Annotated in this window: 19 protein-coding genes and 3 pseudogenes; 10 read left to right on the top strand and 12 right to left on the bottom strand. The window is 60.1% G+C overall.

Going from position 1 to position 19,734, the window contains the following annotated elements:
* Positions 1-17 precede the first annotated feature (17 nt).
* From LJU32_15265 to LJU32_15255, 3 genes are read left to right on the top strand one after another with little or no spacing between them, the layout of a single operon-like run.
* A complete protein-coding gene (locus LJU32_15265; protein ID WKV87168.1) occupies positions 18-1,163 on the top strand; it encodes an S-type pyocin domain-containing protein in 1,146 nt (381 codons plus the stop codon).
* A 14-nt stretch (positions 1,164-1,177) separates the two neighbouring features.
* Positions 1,178-1,417 carry a hypothetical protein gene (locus tag LJU32_15260; protein ID WKV87167.1) on the top strand — a complete coding sequence of 80 codons (240 nt, stop codon included), beginning with the start codon at positions 1,178-1,180 and terminating at the stop codon, positions 1,415-1,417.
* Positions 1,418-1,425: 8 nt separating this feature from the next.
* Positions 1,426-1,758, top strand: a complete 333-nt coding sequence (locus LJU32_15255; protein ID WKV87166.1) for a hypothetical protein — start codon at positions 1,426-1,428, stop codon at positions 1,756-1,758.
* A 55-nt stretch (positions 1,759-1,813) separates the two neighbouring features.
* Here LJU32_15255 and LJU32_15250 read toward each other — a convergent pair whose 3' ends face one another.
* Positions 1,814-2,158, bottom strand: a complete 345-nt coding sequence (locus LJU32_15250) for an FKBP-type peptidyl-prolyl cis-trans isomerase (protein WKV87165.1) — start codon at positions 2,156-2,158, stop codon at positions 1,814-1,816.
* Positions 2,159-2,291: 133 nt separating this feature from the next.
* On the opposite strand from LJU32_15250, the gene LJU32_15245 reads away from it, so the two are divergent.
* A complete protein-coding gene (locus tag LJU32_15245) occupies positions 2,292-3,338 on the top strand; it encodes a M4 family metallopeptidase (GenBank protein ID WKV87164.1) in 1,047 nt (348 codons plus the stop codon).
* A 14-nt stretch (positions 3,339-3,352) separates the two neighbouring features.
* Positions 3,353-3,663: pseudogene (locus LJU32_15240) on the top strand (hypothetical protein).
* Position 3,664: 1 nt separating this feature from the next.
* Here LJU32_15240 and LJU32_15235 read toward each other — a convergent pair.
* Together LJU32_15235 and LJU32_15230 are read right to left on the bottom strand one after the other, a co-directional pair.
* Positions 3,665-4,177 carry a hypothetical protein gene (locus tag LJU32_15235; GenBank protein ID WKV91106.1) on the bottom strand — a complete coding sequence of 171 codons (513 nt, stop codon included), beginning with the start codon at positions 4,175-4,177 and terminating at the stop codon, positions 3,665-3,667.
* Positions 4,178-4,265: 88 nt separating this feature from the next.
* Positions 4,266-4,574 carry an RcnB family protein gene (locus tag LJU32_15230; protein WKV87163.1) on the bottom strand — a complete coding sequence of 103 codons (309 nt, stop codon included), beginning with the start codon at positions 4,572-4,574 and terminating at the stop codon, positions 4,266-4,268.
* An 808-nt stretch (positions 4,575-5,382) separates the two neighbouring features.
* On the opposite strand from LJU32_15230, the gene LJU32_15225 reads away from it, so the two are divergent.
* Both LJU32_15225 and LJU32_15220 read left to right on the top strand, forming a co-directional pair.
* Positions 5,383-6,675 (top strand): MFS transporter, encoded by a 1,293-nt coding sequence (locus LJU32_15225; GenBank protein WKV87162.1) that lies wholly within the window; start codon positions 5,383-5,385, stop codon positions 6,673-6,675.
* 12 nt (positions 6,676-6,687) lie between these two features.
* Entirely contained in the window at positions 6,688-7,458 is a 771-nt protein-coding gene (locus LJU32_15220; GenBank protein ID WKV87161.1) for a substrate-binding domain-containing protein, read from the top strand.
* Here the strand turns inward: LJU32_15220 and LJU32_15215 are convergent.
* The gene (locus tag LJU32_15215) at positions 7,448-8,362 is read right to left on the bottom strand and encodes a LysR family transcriptional regulator (GenBank protein ID WKV87160.1); all 915 of its coding nucleotides are present in this window, start codon (positions 8,360-8,362) and stop codon (positions 7,448-7,450) included. The genes LJU32_15220 and LJU32_15215 overlap by 11 nt on opposite strands.
* Positions 8,363-8,610: 248 nt before the next feature.
* Here LJU32_15215 and LJU32_15210 point away from each other — a divergent pair, with 248 nt between their 5' ends.
* Positions 8,611-10,419: a monovalent cation:proton antiporter-2 (CPA2) family protein gene (locus LJU32_15210; GenBank protein WKV87159.1), complete on the top strand. Its 1,809-nt coding sequence runs from the start codon at positions 8,611-8,613 to the stop codon at positions 10,417-10,419.
* 148 nt (positions 10,420-10,567) lie between these two features.
* Here the strand turns inward: LJU32_15210 and hcnC are convergent, their stop codons facing one another.
* The 6 genes and pseudogenes from hcnC to LJU32_15180 all read right to left on the bottom strand — a co-directional run bounded on the left by hcnC (position 10,568) and on the right by LJU32_15180 (position 15,977).
* The gene (gene hcnC, locus LJU32_15205) at positions 10,568-11,827 is read right to left on the bottom strand and encodes a cyanide-forming glycine dehydrogenase subunit HcnC (GenBank protein WKV87158.1); all 1,260 of its coding nucleotides are present in this window, start codon (positions 11,825-11,827) and stop codon (positions 10,568-10,570) included.
* Positions 11,820-13,228 (bottom strand): annotated as a pseudogene (gene hcnB / locus LJU32_15200) (cyanide-forming glycine dehydrogenase subunit HcnB). The gene hcnC and the pseudogene hcnB overlap by 8 nt, the downstream one beginning before the upstream one ends.
* The gene (locus LJU32_15195; protein ID WKV87157.1) at positions 13,225-13,539 is read right to left on the bottom strand and encodes a (2Fe-2S)-binding protein; all 315 of its coding nucleotides are present in this window, start codon (positions 13,537-13,539) and stop codon (positions 13,225-13,227) included. Before LJU32_15195 ends, hcnB begins: the two are co-directional and overlap by 4 nt.
* Before the next feature lie 236 nt (positions 13,540-13,775).
* Positions 13,776-14,315, bottom strand: coding sequence for a hypothetical protein (locus tag LJU32_15190; GenBank protein WKV87156.1), 540 nt, complete (start codon positions 14,313-14,315; stop codon positions 13,776-13,778).
* Positions 14,316-14,534: 219 nt separating this feature from the next.
* Positions 14,535-15,464: a hypothetical protein gene (locus LJU32_15185; GenBank protein ID WKV87155.1), complete on the bottom strand. Its 930-nt coding sequence runs from the start codon at positions 15,462-15,464 to the stop codon at positions 14,535-14,537.
* Positions 15,465-15,653: 189 nt separating this feature from the next.
* Entirely contained in the window at positions 15,654-15,977 is a 324-nt protein-coding gene (locus LJU32_15180) for a hypothetical protein (protein ID WKV91105.1), read from the bottom strand.
* 178 nt (positions 15,978-16,155) lie between these two features.
* Here LJU32_15180 and LJU32_15175 point away from each other — a divergent pair, with 178 nt between their 5' ends.
* Together LJU32_15175 and LJU32_15170 are read left to right on the top strand one after the other, a co-directional pair.
* Positions 16,156-16,839 carry a response regulator transcription factor gene (locus tag LJU32_15175; protein ID WKV87154.1) on the top strand — a complete coding sequence of 228 codons (684 nt, stop codon included), beginning with the start codon at positions 16,156-16,158 and terminating at the stop codon, positions 16,837-16,839.
* Positions 16,817-18,209 (top strand): annotated as a pseudogene (locus tag LJU32_15170) (HAMP domain-containing histidine kinase). The gene LJU32_15175 and the pseudogene LJU32_15170 overlap by 23 nt, the downstream one beginning before the upstream one ends.
* A 131-nt stretch (positions 18,210-18,340) precedes the next feature.
* Here LJU32_15170 and LJU32_15165 read toward each other — a convergent pair.
* Together LJU32_15165 and LJU32_15160 are read right to left on the bottom strand one after the other, a co-directional pair.
* Positions 18,341-18,751, bottom strand: coding sequence for an SRPBCC family protein (locus LJU32_15165; protein ID WKV87153.1), 411 nt, complete (start codon positions 18,749-18,751; stop codon positions 18,341-18,343).
* A gap of 21 nt (positions 18,752-18,772) precedes the next feature.
* Positions 18,773-19,570 carry an SDR family oxidoreductase gene (locus LJU32_15160; GenBank protein ID WKV87152.1) on the bottom strand — a complete coding sequence of 266 codons (798 nt, stop codon included), beginning with the start codon at positions 19,568-19,570 and terminating at the stop codon, positions 18,773-18,775.
* Between the last annotated feature and the right edge of the window lie 164 nt (positions 19,571-19,734).

Raw genomic sequence — 19,734 nt, 5'->3', positions numbered from 1 at the left:
ACATCACCAGCCGCTACATGACAGCCAGCGAACTTGCTGAGCGCGAGGCCGCACAGGGCGCTTATGAAGACATGCTGGCGCGGCAGCAGGTTCACGAAGATCGACTTGGCAATCAGGCCATACGACAACAGCACAATTTAAGTGGCTGTGTGTTTGTGAAAAGTTGCAAGCTGCCGAACGGCGTCATCAATGATGCCAATCCATCCGGATTTATACCGGTTGGGAAAATTTCGGATTATGGAACGCTGTCCTTGCTAGCGGGGCGTGAACGTGACTCCGCCGGGAATATTGCACTCAAGGCAATTGGCGCGACCAGTTTGCAAGCGTCGATCGGAGCTTTTGCTCTCGGCAGCTCTGGCAGTCTGAGCACTAGCACTGCCGCCGCAAGTACTACAAGCCTGGCCACCGGCGGTGTCGTCGCAGGCGGGTTGCTCGGATTGGTTGCGCTGCTGTGGCCATCGAGTCTCGCCGATAGCGCTCTCTACACAGAGGAGCAGCTACAGTCGCTTGAGACGGCTCGGACTCGGGTTCGATTGCATGTAGAACAGCAGCCCGACGGCACGTTGAAAGGATACGGATACAACACTCAAACGCGCAGCGACTGGGAAATGATTCCCGTCGTCCAGTTCGTCAAGCAAGGCGCCTCGTACGTCGCAGATTTTGGCAATGGGGCGACCCTGCTCTGGACTCCCTCAGTAGACTCGTCACGCGGATCGGCAATTGCGCCGCTGGAAAGTGCGCCGCAGGTTCCCCACATTTGGGTATTCCCGCCGACCGAGCAGGCGGACAACGTCATCGTCAATCCGGTTTACCCGCCTGAATACCAGGACTTTATTCTGGTCTTTCCGGCGGACTGCGGAGTACGCCCGCTATACGTTGTGCTTTCAAGACCTGCTCTTGGCGGTGACATCAAATATCACCGGCCTACCGTAACTCTCCCAGCATTCCCGGATACCTATCCCGTCAAATCCAAAAGCAGTGTTCAAGGTGGTGGCGGCAAGCGTAGCAGATGGAAAGACAAGAAAGGTCGAATCTATGAATGGGATAGCAAAACAGGGGCTATAGAACTCTATAACAAGCAAGGCAAACATCTAGGTGAGTTTAATCACGAAACGGGCGAGCAAATCGATCCTGCCGATCCCGAGCGATGGACTCCAAAGTGAAGAGGAATAAAAATATGTATTTATGGATTAGTGGTTTTTTACCAGACGAAAGCGAGGACGATACGCTGAAATTCGAGCTGACGGTCCACTCGAAATCTGAGCGTCCGATATTGGCCGTAATGGGCTGGCCAGAACTCAATCTAAGTCCCGACGGAGAATGGCTGCTGACTGCGGACCAAACTCAACGGATCAGCGAAATACTCGGAGAGCAATTGCCGAAGGAGCTGGACTTATTCATCGGCGTCAGGGGCTAGCGTCGACGATGAGCCTCATCTACCAAGATCCATCCATTTCCCGCGACGCGGCGATGACTCGCATTGCAAGTGGCGTCGCCGAAAATGTGGTAATGGGCTTAGTGTCGATTGGTATGAGCGAAGAAGATGCAGTGTGGGCTCAGGCGATCTGCTTCCAGCACCTCTCCAGCGAAACCGAGGCGATTGCTGCATCTGCCATCACCGCCCTGGGCCATATCGCTCGTCGGCATGGACTGGATACCGAAACCGTTTTGCCGGCGCTCGAAAACTTAAGGCGTCGGATGCCCTCGTTGCAGGGCATCATTGAGGACACAATTGACGATATTGAGATGTTCACCTGAGCATCCGAAGTTGCAAGCGTCTGGATGAGGGTGGCTTCATCCAGACGCACGTTCCTCAGACGTCAATCCCTCGCGTCAAAACCTCCAACAACTCAATCTCAAACACCAGATTCGAATTCGGCGGAATCTTGCCCATGGTCCGCTCGCCGTACCCCAGATGCGCCGGTACCAGCAATTTGCGTTTGCCGCCGACCTGCATGCCCATCAGCCCCTGATCCCAGCCTTTGATCACGCGCCCAGTGCCGATTACGCACTGAAACGGTTTGCCCCGGCTCCAGGACGAGTCGAATTCAGTGCCGTCTTCCAGCCAACCGGTGTATTGGGTGGTAATCAGCGCGCCCTTCACCGCGGCTTTGCCGTCGCCCGGTTGCAGGTCGATGATTTGCAGTTCGTCTGTCATGTCGTTGGCTCTGTTGAGATATTTGCAGGCGGCGTTTTTCGCAGAATCCGTTGCCGATGGCAATCCATGGAACCGAAAACACGCCTTACCGCTCACATGTGTATCGACATCGTATGACGACAAGGATGCTTTGATGACCGACTCTCGATTGCTGCGCAGTTTCATCCCGCCCTACATCCTCAACCGAATCATTGCTCACGGTTCGGAGCCGCAGCGCAGCGCCGCGATGCAGACGCTCAACCACGTGCGCAGTCTGCTGCCCAATCCCGGCCGCCCTTCGCAGCCGCCGGCGCGCGCGATTCTGCCGGAGGCGACCAAGCCTGGCCTGGCCCGGCGCAGCGTGCATGATGCGCAGAACAAAATGCTCTTGCCGGGCATGCCGGTGCGTCTCGAGGGCCAGCCGGCGTCGGGCGATCCGGCGGTCGATGAGGCTTACGATGCGCTGGGCGCCAGCTATGATTTCTTCTGGAAAGTGCTCGGTCGCGACTCGATCGACAATCAAGGTTTCGCGCTGATCGGCAGCGTGCATTACGGCCAGGGCTACGAGAACGCATTCTGGAACGGTGCGCAGATGGTCTTCGGTGACGGCGATGGCGAAATCTTCCAGCGCTTCACCCGCTCGCTCGACGTCATCGGCCATGAACTGGCCCACGGCGTCACCGAAAGCGAAGCCGGGCTGATTTATGCCAACCAGTCCGGCGCGTTGAACGAGTCGCTGTCAGACGTGTTCGGTGTCTTGACCAAGCAATACACCCTCGGTCAAACCGCCGAGCAGGCCGACTGGTTGATCGGCGCCGACCTGCTGATGCCTAAGATCCAGGGCAAGGGCCTGCGCTCGATGTCGCACCCCGGCACGGCGTATGACGACCCGCTGCTGGGCAAGGACCCGCAGCCGGACCATATGCGCAAGTTCGTCATCACCAGCGAAGACAATGGTGGCGTGCACATCAACTCCGGGATTCCCAACCGCGCGTTTTATCTGACGGCCCGCGCGTTTGGTGGATTTGCCTGGGAAAAAGCCGGACGCATCTGGTACGACACACTATGCGACAACCGCTTGAGCCAAGAGGCAACGTTCGACGCGTTTGCAAAATTGACCATCGACCACGCTGGTCAGCGCTTCGGCGCCGAAGCAGCCGGCTCAGTGCAGCAAGCCTGGGCACAGGTCGGCATCGAATAATCCGAGGAGACTGTATGAAAACGCTACCCGAGCTGGATGACGATTCCGTTTTGCGCGTATCTCGCCAGGGTGGCGTTGCAGCGATTCACAGCCTGAGCCGCCCACGGGAAATTGAATTCGCGCAATGCGACATCAGTCAGCGTTCAAGAATCTGCTCGGTGCTTGAGGGGTGCCTGCCGCTGGACAGCAGCGAATCCGGACGTGGTGATCAACGCTTTTATCAGATTGAGGTGCGCTATCAGTCCGGGGAAATGGTGTTGAAGGTGCCGGAGGACCGTGCACCGGGGAGCTGGTGCATTTGTGGGACAAGGGGGAGCTGCTCTGATTCATGCTGGCGGTTCTTCTGCGTCGACAACTGACGATGTGCGCGGGCCAAAGCCCGCGGTCTGGCCGAATACGACACCGTTGAACGTGTGCGTACAGCACTCGCAGCTCGGCGTCATGTCCTGCGCCTTCAGTTTCGGATTGACCAGTTGCAGGAGATTTTGCTCGTCGACGTAAAGACCGTTGAAATAACTGGACTCACCCAGTCGCACGACTTCTTCGCGATCCTTCTCATGGATGGCAACCATCCAGAACACCGGCGCTGATTGATCCAGTCGCGCCACAGCTTCGCTGAAAATGGCATCCCAAGAACCGCCAACCCGAGACAGCAGGAAGCGAAACAACGGCGTGTAATCTCGCCCGTATTGTTTGCCTGGGTGCATCGAACTTCGCATGCCTTCGTCACGGCTTGCAGCTTTGCTGTTGCGCTGATCGCGATAATGCGCAACTGATTCGTGGCGACGAACACCCCACGTTCGAGTATTCACTTTGCGGTAAAGCGGTTTCTTGTCCAATCCCTTGTTCCTCATCCAGACGTCCGCTGTTTTACCGGAACGGCGTTCGAATGCAATCAGCCATCCGTGGCCAATTGTAAAGCCGAGGCTATTTCTCGACCGGCTGCATCTCGACAATCGTGCCATTGGTGATCATCACCATCACGTACTTGTCATTGATCTGCACCCACTGCGCCTGCTCGATCGGTGCTTTCAGACCTTTGGCTTTCCAGTTCTTCAGCGCCTTGTCTTCGCGCTGGTACATTTCCGGCGCGCGGTCGTTGACCTTCAGCTGGCGATCGCTGGTCGGCGATTGCACAGAGGGGTCGCTGGAGGTTTGCGCCGCTTGAACAATGGGCGTGATCCCGGCAATGCCCGCAACAAGGGCCAGGCTGGCGATTAGGGTTTTGCTGTTCATCGGTGAACCTCTTTCAGATAGGTAGTACCTGAACTCCGACTGTGCGGCGCGGGAAACATTCCTTGTTTTTTGCCAGAGATGGACACTAGAGGGCTTCGTCCATCAGACCGCCATCGCTGGCCAGCCAGCTCCCACAGAGATTGGTGTTTCACCAAATTTTTTGACCGGAGCTCCGATCTCTGTAGGAGTGAGCCTGCTCGCGATAACCTTCGACTGGCAAACATCATTTTCGCCTGATACCGCTATCGCGAGCAGGCCCACTCCCACAGAAAAGCAAAGCAGCGAAGCCGCCCCACTCAACAATGAGCGTTAGCTCGAGTGCTTTTGATCCACGGGCGACGTCGGAAGGCTAAGTGGAGGGATTGATCCGGGGTGGGAGCGCAGCGACCGTCTGGCGCAGCCAGACACAGCGCAAGGAGGTGCAGCGAAGCAAACCGTAGCCGCTGCGCCCGGATCGATCCCGCAGCGAAGGAACCCGAGCCTGCGAGGGCCGAACGCAGGAGCAAGCCTTTTCGGTTACCTTTTCGGCGTTTGGAAAAGGTGACTCGCCGTAAGGGCGAAACCCTAAGCAGCCGTTACCGCAGCAACGGATATGTACCCGGTCAACCAGCTCGACAAAAAGCCTTCGCGGGCACGCACGCTCCCACATATGCCGCTAAGCACCGAAAGCATTGATCCGCCCCGCGCATCAATCCATGCCAACAATGCAATTAACAGATTGTTACATCTGCGCCACCATCCACCTCAATAAAAACCGTGCGCCGCTTCTCCGTAGCGCACGTCATAAAAGCGGTGGAGTACTTTTCCTATGACAGCCTCAATCCCTACCAACGGCTCGCGGGCCGGTGCCATCTTCCGGGTGACCTCGGGCAACTTCCTCGAACAGTTCGACTTCTTTCTGTTCGGCTTTTACGCCACGCAGATTGCGGCGGTGTTCTTCCCGGCGAGCAGCGAGTTCGCCTCCCTGATGATGACGTTCGCGGTGTTTGGCGCAGGCTTCCTGATGCGTCCGCTCGGCGCCATTGTGCTCGGTGCATACATCGATGATGTCGGCCGGCGCAAAGGTCTGATTGTCACCCTGTCGATCATGGCCAGCGGCACGATATTGATTGTGCTGGTGCCCGGATATGAAACCATTGGCCTGTTCGCCCCGGCGCTGGTGCTGATCGGGCGACTGCTGCAAGGCTTCTCCGCCGGCGCGGAACTCGGTGGTGTTTCGGTGTACCTGTCCGAAATCGCTACGCCGGGCCGCAAAGGCTTTTTCACTGCTTGGCAGTCGGCCAGTCAGCAAGTGGCGATCATCGTTGCTGCCGCGCTGGGCTACGGTCTGAACCAGTGGATGGAGCCGCAAGCCGTGGCTGCGTGGGGCTGGCGCATTCCGTTTTTCGTCGGCTGCATGATCGTCCCGTTCATCTTCTTCCTGCGTCGTAATCTGGCGGAAACCGAAGAGTTCGCCGCGCGCAAACACCGTCCGAGCATGCGCGAAGTGTTCCGCACCCTCGGCCAGAACTGGGGCGTGGTACTTGGCGGGATGCTGATGGTCGCGCTGACCACCACCGCGTTCTACCTGATCACCGTGTACGCGCCGACCTTCGGTAAAACCGTGCTGCACCTGAGCACTTCCGACGCGCTGCTGGTGACGCTGCTGGTGGGTGTTTCGAACTTCTTCTGGCTGCCGATTGGCGGTGCGTTGTCCGACCGTATCGGCCGTCGTCCGGTACTGATCGGCATGGCCTTGCTGGCGCTGGCCACGACTTATCCGGCGCTGTCGTTCCTGGTGCAGGCGCCGAGCTTCACCAACATGCTGCTGTCGCTGCTGTGGCTGTCGTTCATCTACGGCTTGTACAACGGCGCGATGATTCCGGCGCTGACCGAAATCATGCCGGTGGAAGTGCGCGTCGCCGGCTTCTCCCTGGCCTACAGCCTGGCCACGGCGATCTTCGGCGGTTTCACCCCGGCGATGTCGACCTTCCTGATCCAGTACACCGGCGACAAAGCCGCGCCAGGTTACTGGATGAGCATCGGTGCCCTGTGCGCGCTGTGCGCCACGCTTTATCTGTACCGCCGTGCCGGTGGTCGTCTGCAACCTGTCGCGGCCTGAGGAAAACTCGCCATGAAAAAACTCTTTACTGTCACTGCCCTGCTCGCCGGTCTCGCCTTCAACTTCGCGGCTCAGGCCGAAGAACTCAGCGTGATGACCTCGGGTGGCTTCACTGCCGCTTATAAGATCCTCGGGCCGAAATTCGCTGCCGCCACCGGTAACACCCTGACCACCAGCCTCGGCCCGTCGATGGGCAAGGCGCCGGAAGCAATTCCCAATCGTCTGGCGCGCGGTGAGCACGCCGACGTGGTGATCATGGTCGGCTACGCCCTCGATGAGCTGATCAAACAAGGCAAAGTCGACCCGGCCTCCCGCGTTGAACTGGCGGATTCGCGGATCGGCATGGTGGTGCGTGAGGGCGCGGCGAAACCGGACATCAGCAATGTCGATGGTCTGAAGAAAACCCTGCTTGATGCGCAGTCGGTGGCCTACTCCGACAGCGCCAGCGGCGTGTACATCGAGCAGCAGCTGTTCAAGAAACTCGGTATCGAAGACCAGCTGAAACCGAAGGCGAAAATGATCGCCAGGATCCCGGTCGGCTCGGTGGTTGCCACTGGCGACTATCAGTTGGGCTTCCAGCAGGTCAGCGAATTGCTGCCGGTGCCGGGCGTGAGTTTCGTCGCGAAGATTCCGGAATCGGTACAGTCGGTGACGCGTTTTGCCGCTGGCATTCCGGTCAAGGCCGAGCATCCGGAAGAAGCCAAGGCCCTGCTCGCTTACCTCGCTGCACCGGCCGCTCAGGCTGACGTGCAGGCCACCGGGCTGGATTCGGTCAAGCGCTGAGCGTTGGCGGCTGGACGCGCATTTCCACGACCAGCCGCTCCAGTTCCAGTGCCGCCGGGGTCAACGTGCGATCCCGGCGCTTGATGATGCCGACACTGCGCACCACTTGCGGCTCAATCAGTGGCACCCGCGTCAGGATCGGATGATCCGGCCCAGGCATCGCCATCAACGGCACCGCCGCCACGCCCAAGCCCGCCTCCACCAGCCCGATCATCGTCGTCACATGCCGCGTCTCGCAGATGCTCTGCCGCTGCGGCACTACCCCGCCCAAGGCCTGATCAAGCAGAAAGCGATTGCCCGAAGTCTTGTCCAGCGCGATGTAATCCTGCTGATAGAACTCGTCCCAGCTGACGCTGCTGCGCCCGGCCAGCGGATGATCGCGACGACAGGCGACAACGTAGCACTCCTGCACAAGCGGTTCGAACTCGACTTTGGCATCCTGCGTGCCGAGAAAACTCAAACCGAAATCCGCCTCGCCATTGACCACCGCACTCAACACATCGTGGGCGCTGGAATCGAGGACTTTGACCTTGATCCGTGGAAACTGCTGATGATAGCGCGCGACCACGCGGGGCATGAAGTAGTACGCCGCCGACGGCACGCAGGCGACGGTGACATGGCCCAGACGCGTCGAGGCGACTTCGCTGATGCCGAGCAAGGCAATGTCGAGATCATCCAGCAAGCGCTCGACGCTGGGCATGAAGCCGCGCCCGGCCTGGGTCAGGCTGACCTTGCGCGTGGTGCGCTCGAACAGTTTCACGCCGAGGGCATCTTCAAGCTTTTCGATGCGCCGGCTCAGCGCCGGTTGCGACAGGCGCACGGTCTCGGCAGCCTTGCGAAAACTGCCCTGCTCGACCACCGCACGAAAGGCTTGCAGGTCGTTGAGGTCGAAGTTGATGGCCATGGCGTTTCCGGAAATTGATGCGCAGGGGTTATAAATGTAACCATTTGATGCAAATTATTACAGGCCTGAAAGAGCTGCCCTTGTGGGAGCGAGCCTGCTCGCGAATGCGGGGCATCAGTCAATGCATAGGTGACTGACCCGCCGCATTCGCGAGCAGGCTCGCTCCCACATTGGATCTCGAATGGTCTGGAGACCGCGTAACCCTTATCCTTGTCGCCCCGCCGTACCCGTAGTCAGGAGTCGTTCCAATGCCCCATGAAGGCAATCTGTTGCAAGCCGCTGTCGTGTTTCTGTTCGCGGCGGTGCTCACCGTGCCTTTGGCCAAACGCCTGCAACTGGGCGCTGTGCTGGGTTATCTGTTTGCCGGGGTGATCATCGGCCCATCGGTGCTGGGACTGATCGGCAATCCGCAAAGCGTTGCGCATATTTCCGAACTCGGCGTGGTGTTGTTGCTGTTCATCATCGGCCTCGAGCTGTCGCCGCGGCGCTTGTGGGTGATGCGCAAATCGGTGTTCGGTGTCGGCCTGGCGCAGGTGCTGCTGACCGCGTCCGTGATCGGCGGGCTGGCGCTGTCGGTGTTCGGCCAGCCGCTGAACAGTGCGATCGTGCTGGGCCTCGGTCTGGCGCTTTCATCTACCGCGTTTGGCCTGCAGAGCCTCGCCGAACGCAAGGAACTGACCAGCCCCCACGGGCGTCTGGCGTTTGCGATTCTGCTGTTCCAGGACATCGCCGCGATTCCATTGATCGCCCTGGTGCCGATGCTCGCTGGCGTTGATCACCACACCAGCACCGCCGACGATATTCGGCACAGCCTGCAGGTGCTCGGCGGCATTGCCGTGGTGGTGATCGGCGGGCGATATCTGCTGCGTCCGGTGTTCCGCGTGGTGGCGAAAACCGGTCTGCCCGAGGTATCTACTGCCACTGCGCTGCTGGTGGTGATCGGCACGGCGTGGCTGATGGATCTGGTCGGTGTGTCGATGGCGTTGGGTGCGTTTCTTGCCGGCCTGCTGCTGGCGGATTCGGAATATCGCCATGAACTGGAAGCGCAGATCGAACCGTTCAAAGGCCTGCTGCTCGGGCTGTTTTTCATCAGCGTCGGCATGGGCGCCAATCTCAGCCTGTTGTTGAGCGCGCCGATCACCGTGTTGGGCCTGACCCTGCTGCTGATCGGCCTGAAATTGCCGCTGCTGTTCGTGGTCGGGCGCCTGGCGGGAGGATTGAACAAGATCAGCGCAATCCGCCTCGGCATCGTCCTCGCTGCCGGCGGTGAGTTTGCCTTCGTGGTATTCAAGATCGGTCGCGACCAAGGCCTGTTCGAGCCGCGTCTCTACGACTTGCTGGTGCTGACCATCACCCTGTCGATGGCGCTGACGCCGTTGTTGCTGTTGATCTGCGCACGGCTGGTCAGCCCCAAAGTGCAGCCGGTGGAAGTGCCGGAGAAATTCCGCGAAATCGACACCGAAGCGCCGCGCGTGGTGATTGCCGGCATGGGCCGGATGGGCCAGATCGTGGCGCGGATTCTGCGCGCGCAGAACATCAAGTTCGTTGCGCTGGACACCTCGGTGGAAACCATCGAACTGTCGCGCAGCTTCGGCGGTGTGCCGGTGTTCTATGGCGACCCGATGCGCCCGGAAATCCTTCACGCGGCAAAGGTTGGCGAAGCGGAGTATTTCGTCATTGCCACGGACGATCCGGAGACCAACATCAAGACTGCCGAAGTGGTGCACAAGCTCTATCCGCACATGAAAATCATCGCCCGCGCGCGTAACCGTCAGCACGTGCATCGCCTGGTTGATGTCGGCGCGGAAGCGATTCGTGAGACCTATTATTCGAGCCTGGAAATGAGCCGGCGCACGCTGGTCGGCCTCGGGCTGACCCAGGCCCAGGCCGATGCGCGCATCAAGCGTTTCAAGCATCACGACGAACAGGTACTGGAGGCGCAACACGCCGTTTACGACGACGCCGCCAAAGTCCTGCAGACCGCCCAGGAAGCCCGGGCGGAACTGGCGAAGTTGTTTGAATCGGATCAACTGGAAGAGCAAGCGCGCGACAGCTGAAAATCCGGCGCTGCTCAAGCCGCCATCGCGGGCAAGCCCGCTCCCACATTGGTCGAGTCGAACCGATATTTCGTGTACGACATATAACCCTGTGGGAGCGGGCTTGCCCGCGAAGAGGCCGGCACATTCAACATCAATGCTGCCTGGGTCAGGCCAGTTCCAGCGCGGGCACCGGCTCGACGGCTGCAACTGCAAACCGCTCCGCCAGAAACGGCGTGATATCCAGCGGCAGCGGCTCGTCATTCACCAGTTTGTCCAGCAACACCCCGGTAATCGCCGACGTCAGAATGCCGGTGCGGAAGTGCCCGCAAGCATTCAGATAACCCTCGACCCCGCGCATCGGCCCGAGGATCGGCAATTCATCCGGTGAGCCCGGACGCAGTCCCGCCCAAGTGCGTTTCAGATTGACGTCCACAAGCTCCGGCAGACAGCGCACCGCGCCCTGCACCAGCCCGGCGATTTCCGGGTAGGTGGTGGTGACGTCGAAGCCTTTGTCTTCGGTGGTGCTACCAATGAGGATTTCGCCGTTGTCCTTTTGCGCCACGTAGCAATCGCTGGTGGTCAGGCAGCCGTTGAGGATCTTCGGCATGCGCTCGGTCAGCAGGATCTGGCCTTTCACCGGTTTTACCGGAATGCGAATACCCGTCGCCCACTCGCTCAAATCCGCCGCCCAGGCGCCTGCGGCGTTGATCAGCGTCTTGCAGTGGAACACCCCCGCCTCCGCCGTCTGCACTCCCGTCACGCGAGTGCCGTGATGCAGCACGCCGGTGACGTTGGTGTTGACGAAGATGTCGACGCCGTTCTGCCGCGCGCCTTCCATGTAGGCATCCGCGAGGCGGAACGGGCTGACCTGATGATCACAAAGAAACTCCAGCGCCCCGCGAGCCTCATGACTGACACTCGGCTCCGCCGCGCGCAACGCCGCTTGATCGAGCCAGCGCACTTGATCGGCCAGATGCGGAATGCAGCCGACGATGTGCTCGGCATACAGCCGATCCTCGTCGTCATAAATCACGAATTTCAGCCCGGTTCTCTCGAACTTGCAATCCATGCCGTGGTTGTCTTTCAGCTCGCGGTGCAACGCCGGGTACAGCGCGTTGGACTGCAAGGCAAAATCGAAAAACGACTGCGGCAAAATGTGCGGCGTACTGGCGTCCACCGCCACCGCTGCGCCCTGGGTCGCGCGCTTGCGATTGGCCGACATCATGCGAAAGAAAATCACCCCGCAGCCGAGGCCGACCGACTCGCCGATCGCCCACAAACCGCCAGCCGACGCGCGGGTCGCGTTGCCGGGGCGCTTGGCGTCGATCAGTGCCACCTTGAGGTCTTTGCGTTTTGACAATTGGTAGGCGCAGGACGCGCCGATAACACCGCCACCGGCAATGACCACGTCGTAGAACTTACTCATGGGAAGCGGCCTCCGTGCCGAAGGACTGAAACGCGGAAAATGGCACTGGATCAATCGGAAAGCGCGGGCGCAGCCAGCCGACATCCTGACGTCCGGTGGCCTGGCGCAGGCGATCACTGCAATAACCGACGCACATCCGCCCCTGGCAATCGCCCATGCTCACGCGGGTGCGCATTTTCAGGCTGGCGATGTCTTGCACGCCCTGCTCCAGGGCCAGGTCGATGTCGGCGCGGGTCGCATGTTCGCAGCGGCAGATCACCGTGTCGGCTGCGGGCAAAGCAGTCTGGCCGACGCCGCGCTCGGTGTAGCGATCCACCGCTGCGCGGAAGCGCACGATGGCTCTGAGCTTGCTCGCGTAACGGTCGCGGCGAACGCGGGCCAGTCCGGCGTCGAGTACGCCACGTTGCAGCAGAATCGAAGTGGCGGCGATCTTGCCGGCGAGCATCGCCGCTTCACCGCCGCGAATTCCGCCCATGTCACCGGCCAGATGCACATGCGCCACGCTGCTTTGCTGCCAGATATTGGCGTGGGCTCGCAGGTAGCCATCGTCGCTGAAGCCGTGATCAAGACCCATCTGCTGACTCAATTGCGTGCGCGGAATAAAACCGTACCCCACCGCCAACGTCTGCGCTTCGAAGCGTTCGACCCGCGACAGATCCGCCTCCCACGTCGACGAATACGGCGCGACGCTGACGCTCTTCAATTCGCCCTCGCCGTGGGCTGCGACCACCCCCAACCGTAGTTCATCGGGATGCCGTGCAACTTGAGGTAAGCGAGCATGCTCAAGCCGTCGAGGAATAGCTGCGGTTTGTTCAATAGCGCCAGACTCTCGCGGGCGATCTTGCCGAACGCGCAAGCCTCGTAGACACCGGCGACGCGCACGCCAGCGGCATGCAATTGGGTCGCCACCAGCGGCAGCAGCGGCCCGGTACCGGCGATGATCACCGGCCCTTGCGGCTTGACCACGCCACTCTTGATCTGCAGTTGCAGGCCGCCGAGCAGGATGACTCCCGGCAACGTCCAGCCGGGAAACGGCACGCTGCGTTCATGACAACCGGCGGCCAGCAGCAGTTGCGGATAAGCGATCTCGTGCAGTTGCTCATCGCCGTCGAGCACCACCAACGCGCGGGTGCCTTCGGCGCCGACCACGCGATGGTTGAGGCGCACGTCGATCAGCCCCGACTGTTGCTGAAATTCACCATGCAGTTTGTCCAGTGCTTCGGAATAGCGCGGCCCGAGATAATCCAGTTGCACGCCATCACGCAACGGCCCGCGATAGACCACCCCGCCGAGGCGCGAAGCCTCTTCGAGCAAGGTGCTGCGCACGCCGTGGCGCGCCAGTTCGATGGCCGCCGCCATCCCCGCCGGCCCGCCGCCGACGATCAACGGTTGCAGGCTCATACGACCTCCTGCGCGACGACGCGGTTGACCTGAGTCTCAATCTGCATGCCGTCGCGCACCACGGTCTGGCAGGCCCGGCGTTTGTGGCGACCGTTGATTTTCACCAGACAGCACTGGCACACGCCCATGCCGCAATAGGCGCCGCTGATCTGATCGTGGTCGTTGCGTGCGATCTGCCGCACGCCGAGGGACTGGATGACGCTGAGGACAGTTTCGCCAATGGCGGCGCTGATCGTTTGGCCGTTGATGTGCACGGTCATGTCCGCCTGCACCAAGGGCTGGATATCGAAGGTTCTTTCTAGGCAGTTCATTACGGTGTTCGTCCGTGAAGATTCAGTTGAGGTTGTGACAGCTCCTTGCTGCACTACGCCTCGTCGACGCTTTTTTGCTGTGTTTTCAACGTCGACGCGGATACTTCGTCAGCGCAACAAGGTGCGCGAGAAGCACTGTAGCTCATACCTCAGCAAAGGCCTGGGTCATTTACGGTAGGCGACATCGCCACGCGAAATATTGATCCAGGCCAGTGAAAATGGCGGGATGGTAACGATTAGTTGGAGAAGACGAACTGGCCTTTGATTTTCTTTGCGCCGAAGAAACCGAGGTCGGGGAACAGCAGGTTCTTCAACCACGCGACGTAGAAAATCATCGCCAGCGTGATTGCCACGCCGATCACCGTACCGGTCGGGTCATCTCCGTATTCCTTGAACATGCGCGGCACCTGGCTGATCGAGAGCACCACGTACACCGTGTAAGCGTGAGCTGCGTTGCGATAAAAACCCCAGGCAAAGAGCAAAGGCACGCCACCTGCAAACAAACCAAGTCCGATGGCAAAGCCAGTGCTGATAGTCAGCCCGAGGAAATAGCCGCCCACCAGACCGATCAGCGCCTGGACATAGATCAGTCCGAGAAGGATTTTGATCTTGCCGGCGTGTCGTTCAATCAGATCCGGATCGGGGCGTGAGCCGATCAGGTAGGCCAGCGCCTTGTCTTTCAGCGCACCACCGGAGAATGCCTGGAAAGTCTCGGTTTTCGAGCGACCGGCATCGAGCATTTCGCCGACCTGGCGTTTGGTTTCCTTCTTGTCCAACTGACTCATCCTTAAAGTGATAAAGCGGAACGCCCGCTTTGCGCAGGGATTTTCGCTTTTGGCACCGCAGAAAGCAAAAAGCCGCTTTTACCCGAAGGTAAAGCGGCAGAGGCATCCTGCCTCAGAGGGATCAGTGCACGAACAGGGCGATCAGGATGATGATCGGGATCGGTACGCCGAGGAAGAACAACAGTAATGAGCGCATGGTGACTCTCCTTTTTAACGGACCGGAGTGGTAGTGGTGTAGGTATCGACTTCAACGTACTCGACCGCATCGCGACGACGACCGCCGAAGGTAGCTGCGAGGCTGGCGAAGAACGCACCGGCCAACAGCGCTACAAACATCCACAGCGAGGTGTAGGCAGCGACTTTGGCGGCGGTGTCAGCAGCCTGCTGGGCTTTCAGTTTGGCGTCAGCGATGGCTTTCTGGGTGTTGGCGTAGATCTCGTCGACACGACGTTCGGCATCGGCCTGGCTCAGGTTGGTGCGTTGCGACACCAGTTGCGCGAGGTAGGTACGGTCTTCTGCGCTGAGCTGACCGTTGGCCAGGCTCTGGGCAAAGATGCGGGTCACGGTGCCGCGTGCGGCATCATCGCTGACAGCAGCAGGACGATCATCGCGAAACAGGCTGTCGACGAAGTAACCGTTCTGATCGCTGTCAGTGTTGGCAGCAGCCGAACCGGCGGCCTGGCTCATCGCACCGGCAGCACCGCCAACGACGTTAGCACCGGCCTGCACGCCGCCACTGACGACGCTGCTGACCGAACCGACGACCAGCACAGCGGTGACCAAAGTGGCGACACACCAAGCAAGGAAACCATGGGCGGTGTCGCGGAAATACACTTCGTCACCGTGCATGTTGGCCCACTTCACACGCAGACGGCCGGCAATGTAGCCGCCCATACCGGAAGCAATAATCTGCGTCACAGCCAGCCAGACAATCGTCGAAATGCCCAGGCCCTTGGCGCTGACGCCCTCTCCGGCCCACGGTGAAACAGCCGAAAAGCCCAGGCCGAAACCGAGCAATACCAGAATCATCGACAATGCAGCGGCAGCCGCAGCACCGGCGAAGATCGCGCCCCAGGACACGCCTGAAACACTGCTCGACTCTTCCACGGCAGAATAATAGCCATCAGGGGATCTATTCATTGTTGTGCTGCTCCAGGCATGAAAAATGGTGTTACAACTCGTCATGTGAGGAATTGCAGTGACCGTGCCAGGTACAGCGACTGAATAAATCCTTATTTTTCAATGGCTTATAAAATATGAACTTCTTAGGACCTTGCAAATTGCAACAGTTGCCAAATTACAGCGGGTTTTATGCATTGGCAAAGTCGATCATTTTCGCTTGTAGCTCTTTTTACCGCTTGGCGTCAGGCAATACACGCCGCCGCGAGGCCCCGTGCAAAACGAGCCGGTACCGCAGACGCAACCATCGTCGCCTTGCAGGAAGTTTTGCGGACGCGCCTGCTGGCGCTCGCCAAACATTGCCGCGCAGCTCTTCTTCGAACCGCTGATTGAGCCGTCATTGCACAGGAACAAGTCGCCATCGCAGCGGTCGATTCCGCCTTTCTTGCCGGAACAAGGCGTATTGGCCGCAAAAGCGAGGCCGATGGCAAACACCAGCAAGAGCAGGACGATCGGCCTCCAGCCAGAGCTCATCAATGTATTCACCGCGCCACTCCTGTTGGACTTTATGGCCAGATGATATCAATCTTTTGACAAGCAAAGCTTCCGTTCCGGTGAATGGCAGCGGCAACATGAAAGTTAATTTAAAGCGTCACGGTAATTTCTTGGCAAAATGCTGCCATTCCGTTTGAACCGATCAGCAGGCCTGCCTATGACTCGTATCTTGACCATCGAAGACGACGCCGTGACCGCGCGGGAAATCGTTGCCGAACTGAGCAGCCACGGGCTGGACGTCGACTGGGTCGACAATGGCCGCGAAGGCCTCGACCGCGCCGTCAGCGGCAACTACGACCTGATCACCCTCGACCGCATGCTGCCCGAGCTGGATGGTCTGGCGATTGTCACCACGCTGCGCACCATGGGCGTGGCGACGCCGATTCTGATGATCAGCGCCCTCTCCGATGTCGATGAGCGCGTGCGCGGTTTGCGCGCCGGTGGCGATGACTACCTGACCAAGCCGTTCGCCACCGATGAAATGGCCGCGCGGGTTGAAGTGTTGCTACGCCGGCAGAACAGCGTCGCCACCCAGGCCACGACGCTAAAAGTCGCCGACCTGGAACTGGACCTGATCAGCCACGAAGCCCGACGCGCCGAACAGGTGCTGACGCTGTTGCCGACTGAATACAAGCTGCTCGAGTTTCTGATGCGCAACAGCGGCCAGATTCTCTCGCGGATGATGATTTTCGAAGAGGTCTGGGGTTATCACTTCGACCCAGGCACCAACCTGATCGACGTGCACATCGGCCGACTGCGCAAGAAGATCGACGCAGCCGGCAACGTTCCGCTGATCCGCACGGTACGGGGCTCCGGCTATGTCATTGCCGAACCCGTCTGACGGCTGGCGCTCTTCCAGCAGCCGCCTGCTGGCGCTGTACAGTTCGCTGTTCGTGGCGTGGAGCGCGATCCTCATGGGGGTCATGTACTACGAGGTGTCCGGCTACCTCGACAAACTCGCCAAACATTCGTTGATGCAACGTCAGCACCTGTTTTCGCACTTTCGCGGCGAGCAACTGGAGGACGCCCTCGCCGCCAGCATGACCTTCGATATCCGCGGCATCGATGCCTACGGTCTATTCAGCGCGGACGGCGTTTACCTGGGCGGTGCACTCCAGCAAATCCCCGAAGGGCTGCCGCTGGATGGCAAGATCCACATGCTCGCCGAATGCGCCGATTCCGACGATCCGACCCTGCCGAGCGACAGCTGCGATGCGGTGGCCACGCAAACCCGCGACGGACGCTGGCTGGTGCTGCTGCGTGACAATGGCTCGCTGTTTGCGGTCACCCGGATCATTTTGCACGCGCTGTTCTGGGGCGTGTCGCTGACGATTATTCCCGGGATCGCCGGTTGGCATCTGTTGCGGCGTCGACCGTTGCAGCGCATTCGCGCGATCCAGAATAGCGCCCAGGCTATCGTCGCCGGCGACCTGACGCACCGCTTGCCGTTGTCCAATCGCCGCGATGAACTGGACATGCTCGCCGCGATCGTCAACGCCATGCTCGAGCGCATCGAACGTTTGATGAACGAGGTCAAAGGCGTCTGCGACAACATCGCCCACGATTTGCGCACTCCTGACCCGCTTGCGCGCGCAGTTGTATCGCATGCAGCAACAGGCCGGCGAAGGTTCGCAGCAAGCAGCGCAACTGGATTTGGTGCTGGCCGAAGCGGACACGCTGATGGCGCGCTTTCGAGGGCTGCTGCGGATTTCCGAACTGGAGGATCGTCAGCGCCGTTCAGGTTTCGTCGAACTCGACCCCGCGCAGTTGCTGGAAGAATTGCACGAGTTCTATCTGCCACTGGCTGAGGAAGGCGATCTGCGTTTCCAGCTGAACATGCCGGAAACGCTGCCGCCGCTCAATGGCGACCGGGCGTTGTTGTTCGAAGCGCTGGCGAATCTGCTGAGCAACTCGATCAAATTCACCCCGCCCGGCGGCACGGTGATGTTGCGTGGAGTCAATGCGGGTGGGCAGACGCGGATCGAGGTTCACGATTCAGGGCCGGGGATTCCCGAGGCTGAACGTGAGGCGGTGTTTCAGCGTTTCTATCGCACTGAAGGTGGCCAGCCGCAGCGTGGTTTTGGCTTGGGACTGTCGATCGTCGCGGCGATTGTCAGCCTGCATGGCTTCAGCCTTGAGGTCGGCAGCAGTGATCTGGGCGGGGCGAAACTGGTGCTGGATTGTCGGCAGAGTTTGATCAGCCAGGCCTGACGTCTCGCGCCGATCGTTCCCACGCTCCGCGTGGGAATGCCTCAAGGGACGCTCCGCGTTCCGGCCTTCGAAATGGGACGCAGAGCGTCCCGGGCTGCATTCCCACGCGGAGCGTGGGAACGATCTGCGTCTCAGGTCGGATAATTCGCCCGCAAGGCATCGAGGCCGCCCTGGTAGATGCCGTTGAACAAGGCCACCACTTCCTCATCGCTCACGCCCACCGCGTTGAAGCGTCCCGACCACGTCACCCGCGCGCCCTGCCCTTGGGCCTCGACCTTGATCGTCGCCAGGTAATCGCTGGCCGGGAACGGTGCCTGTTCGATCGAATAGCTGTAGGTTCTGGCCGCGTGATCGAAGGTCTGCAGACGTTCGATAATCACCCCGCCGTCAGCGGATTGCAGAGTGCGCACGCGCCCGCCTTCGCTCAGTTCACTGTTGGTAATCAACGGCAGCCAGTCCGGCAGCGTGTTGAAGCCGCCGATCAATTGCCAGACCTGATCGGCCGAGGCCGGGATGTCGATGGTTGCAGATGCTGTTGGCATAAAACCTCTCTTTCGGAAAATTCAGATTGTCAGGCTGTCGACCACACCGCCATCGACGCGCAATGCCGCGCCCGTGGTGGCCGAGGACAGCGGTGAAGCAATGTACGTGACCAGATGCGCCACTTCCGAAACATCCGCCACGCGCTGGATGATCGAGGTCGGGCGGGCCTTGCGCACAAAGGCGTCGGCTTCGTCGCGCAGGTCGCGTCCGGACTTGGCGGCTGCGTCCTTGAGCATGTCCTGCAGGCCATCGGTGAAGGTCGGCCCCGGCAGGATCGCATTGACTGTGACCCCGGTGCCAGCCAGACGCTTGGCCAAGCCGTGGGACACCGCGAGGTTGGCACTTTTGGTCACGCCGTAATTGAGCATGTCCGCCGGCGTCGCGACCCCGGATTCGGACGACAGGAAGATCACCCGGCCCCAACCCTGCTCAACCATCGCCGGCACATAATGCCGCGCCAGGCGCACGCCGGAAATCACGTTGACCTCATAGAAGCGTGTCCACTCGCTGTCGGGGGTTTCGAAGAAATCGACGTCGTTGAAGATGCCCAGGTTATTCACCAGAATGTCCGCGCGCGGCTCGGCAGCGAAGAGCTTTTCCGCGCCCTCGGCCGTCCCGAGATCGGCGGTCAGACCACGCAACTGCGCGCTGGGCACGGCTTGGCGAATGCTCGCCAGCGCCTGCTCGACCTTGGCCGTGTCACGACCGATCACCACCACCGTCGCCCCGGCCTCGGCCAACGACTGGCTGATGCCCAGGCCGATACCGGCGGTGCTGCCGCTGACGATGGCCAATTTCCCACTCAGATCAATCTTCATGCGTTTACCTCATCGATTGGCAAGGGCTCGCGCCGGACGGCCGATGCCTGTGCGGACTCGACCATGGCGGCGATTTCAGAAGCATGGATCAGCGTAGTTGCGATGTTGCATCTGCGAGAGAGCTGCCGACCGTTGACGTGGTTGAGCAACATCTTCTGATGCAG

This window comes from Pseudomonas sp. B21_DOA (assembly GCA_030544685.1).
GTDB classification, from domain to species: Bacteria; Pseudomonadota; Gammaproteobacteria; order Pseudomonadales; family Pseudomonadaceae; genus Aquipseudomonas; species Aquipseudomonas fluorescens_AO.
The sequence above is the reverse complement of the archived record's forward strand: the minus strand, read 5'-3'. Positions and strand labels throughout refer to the sequence as shown.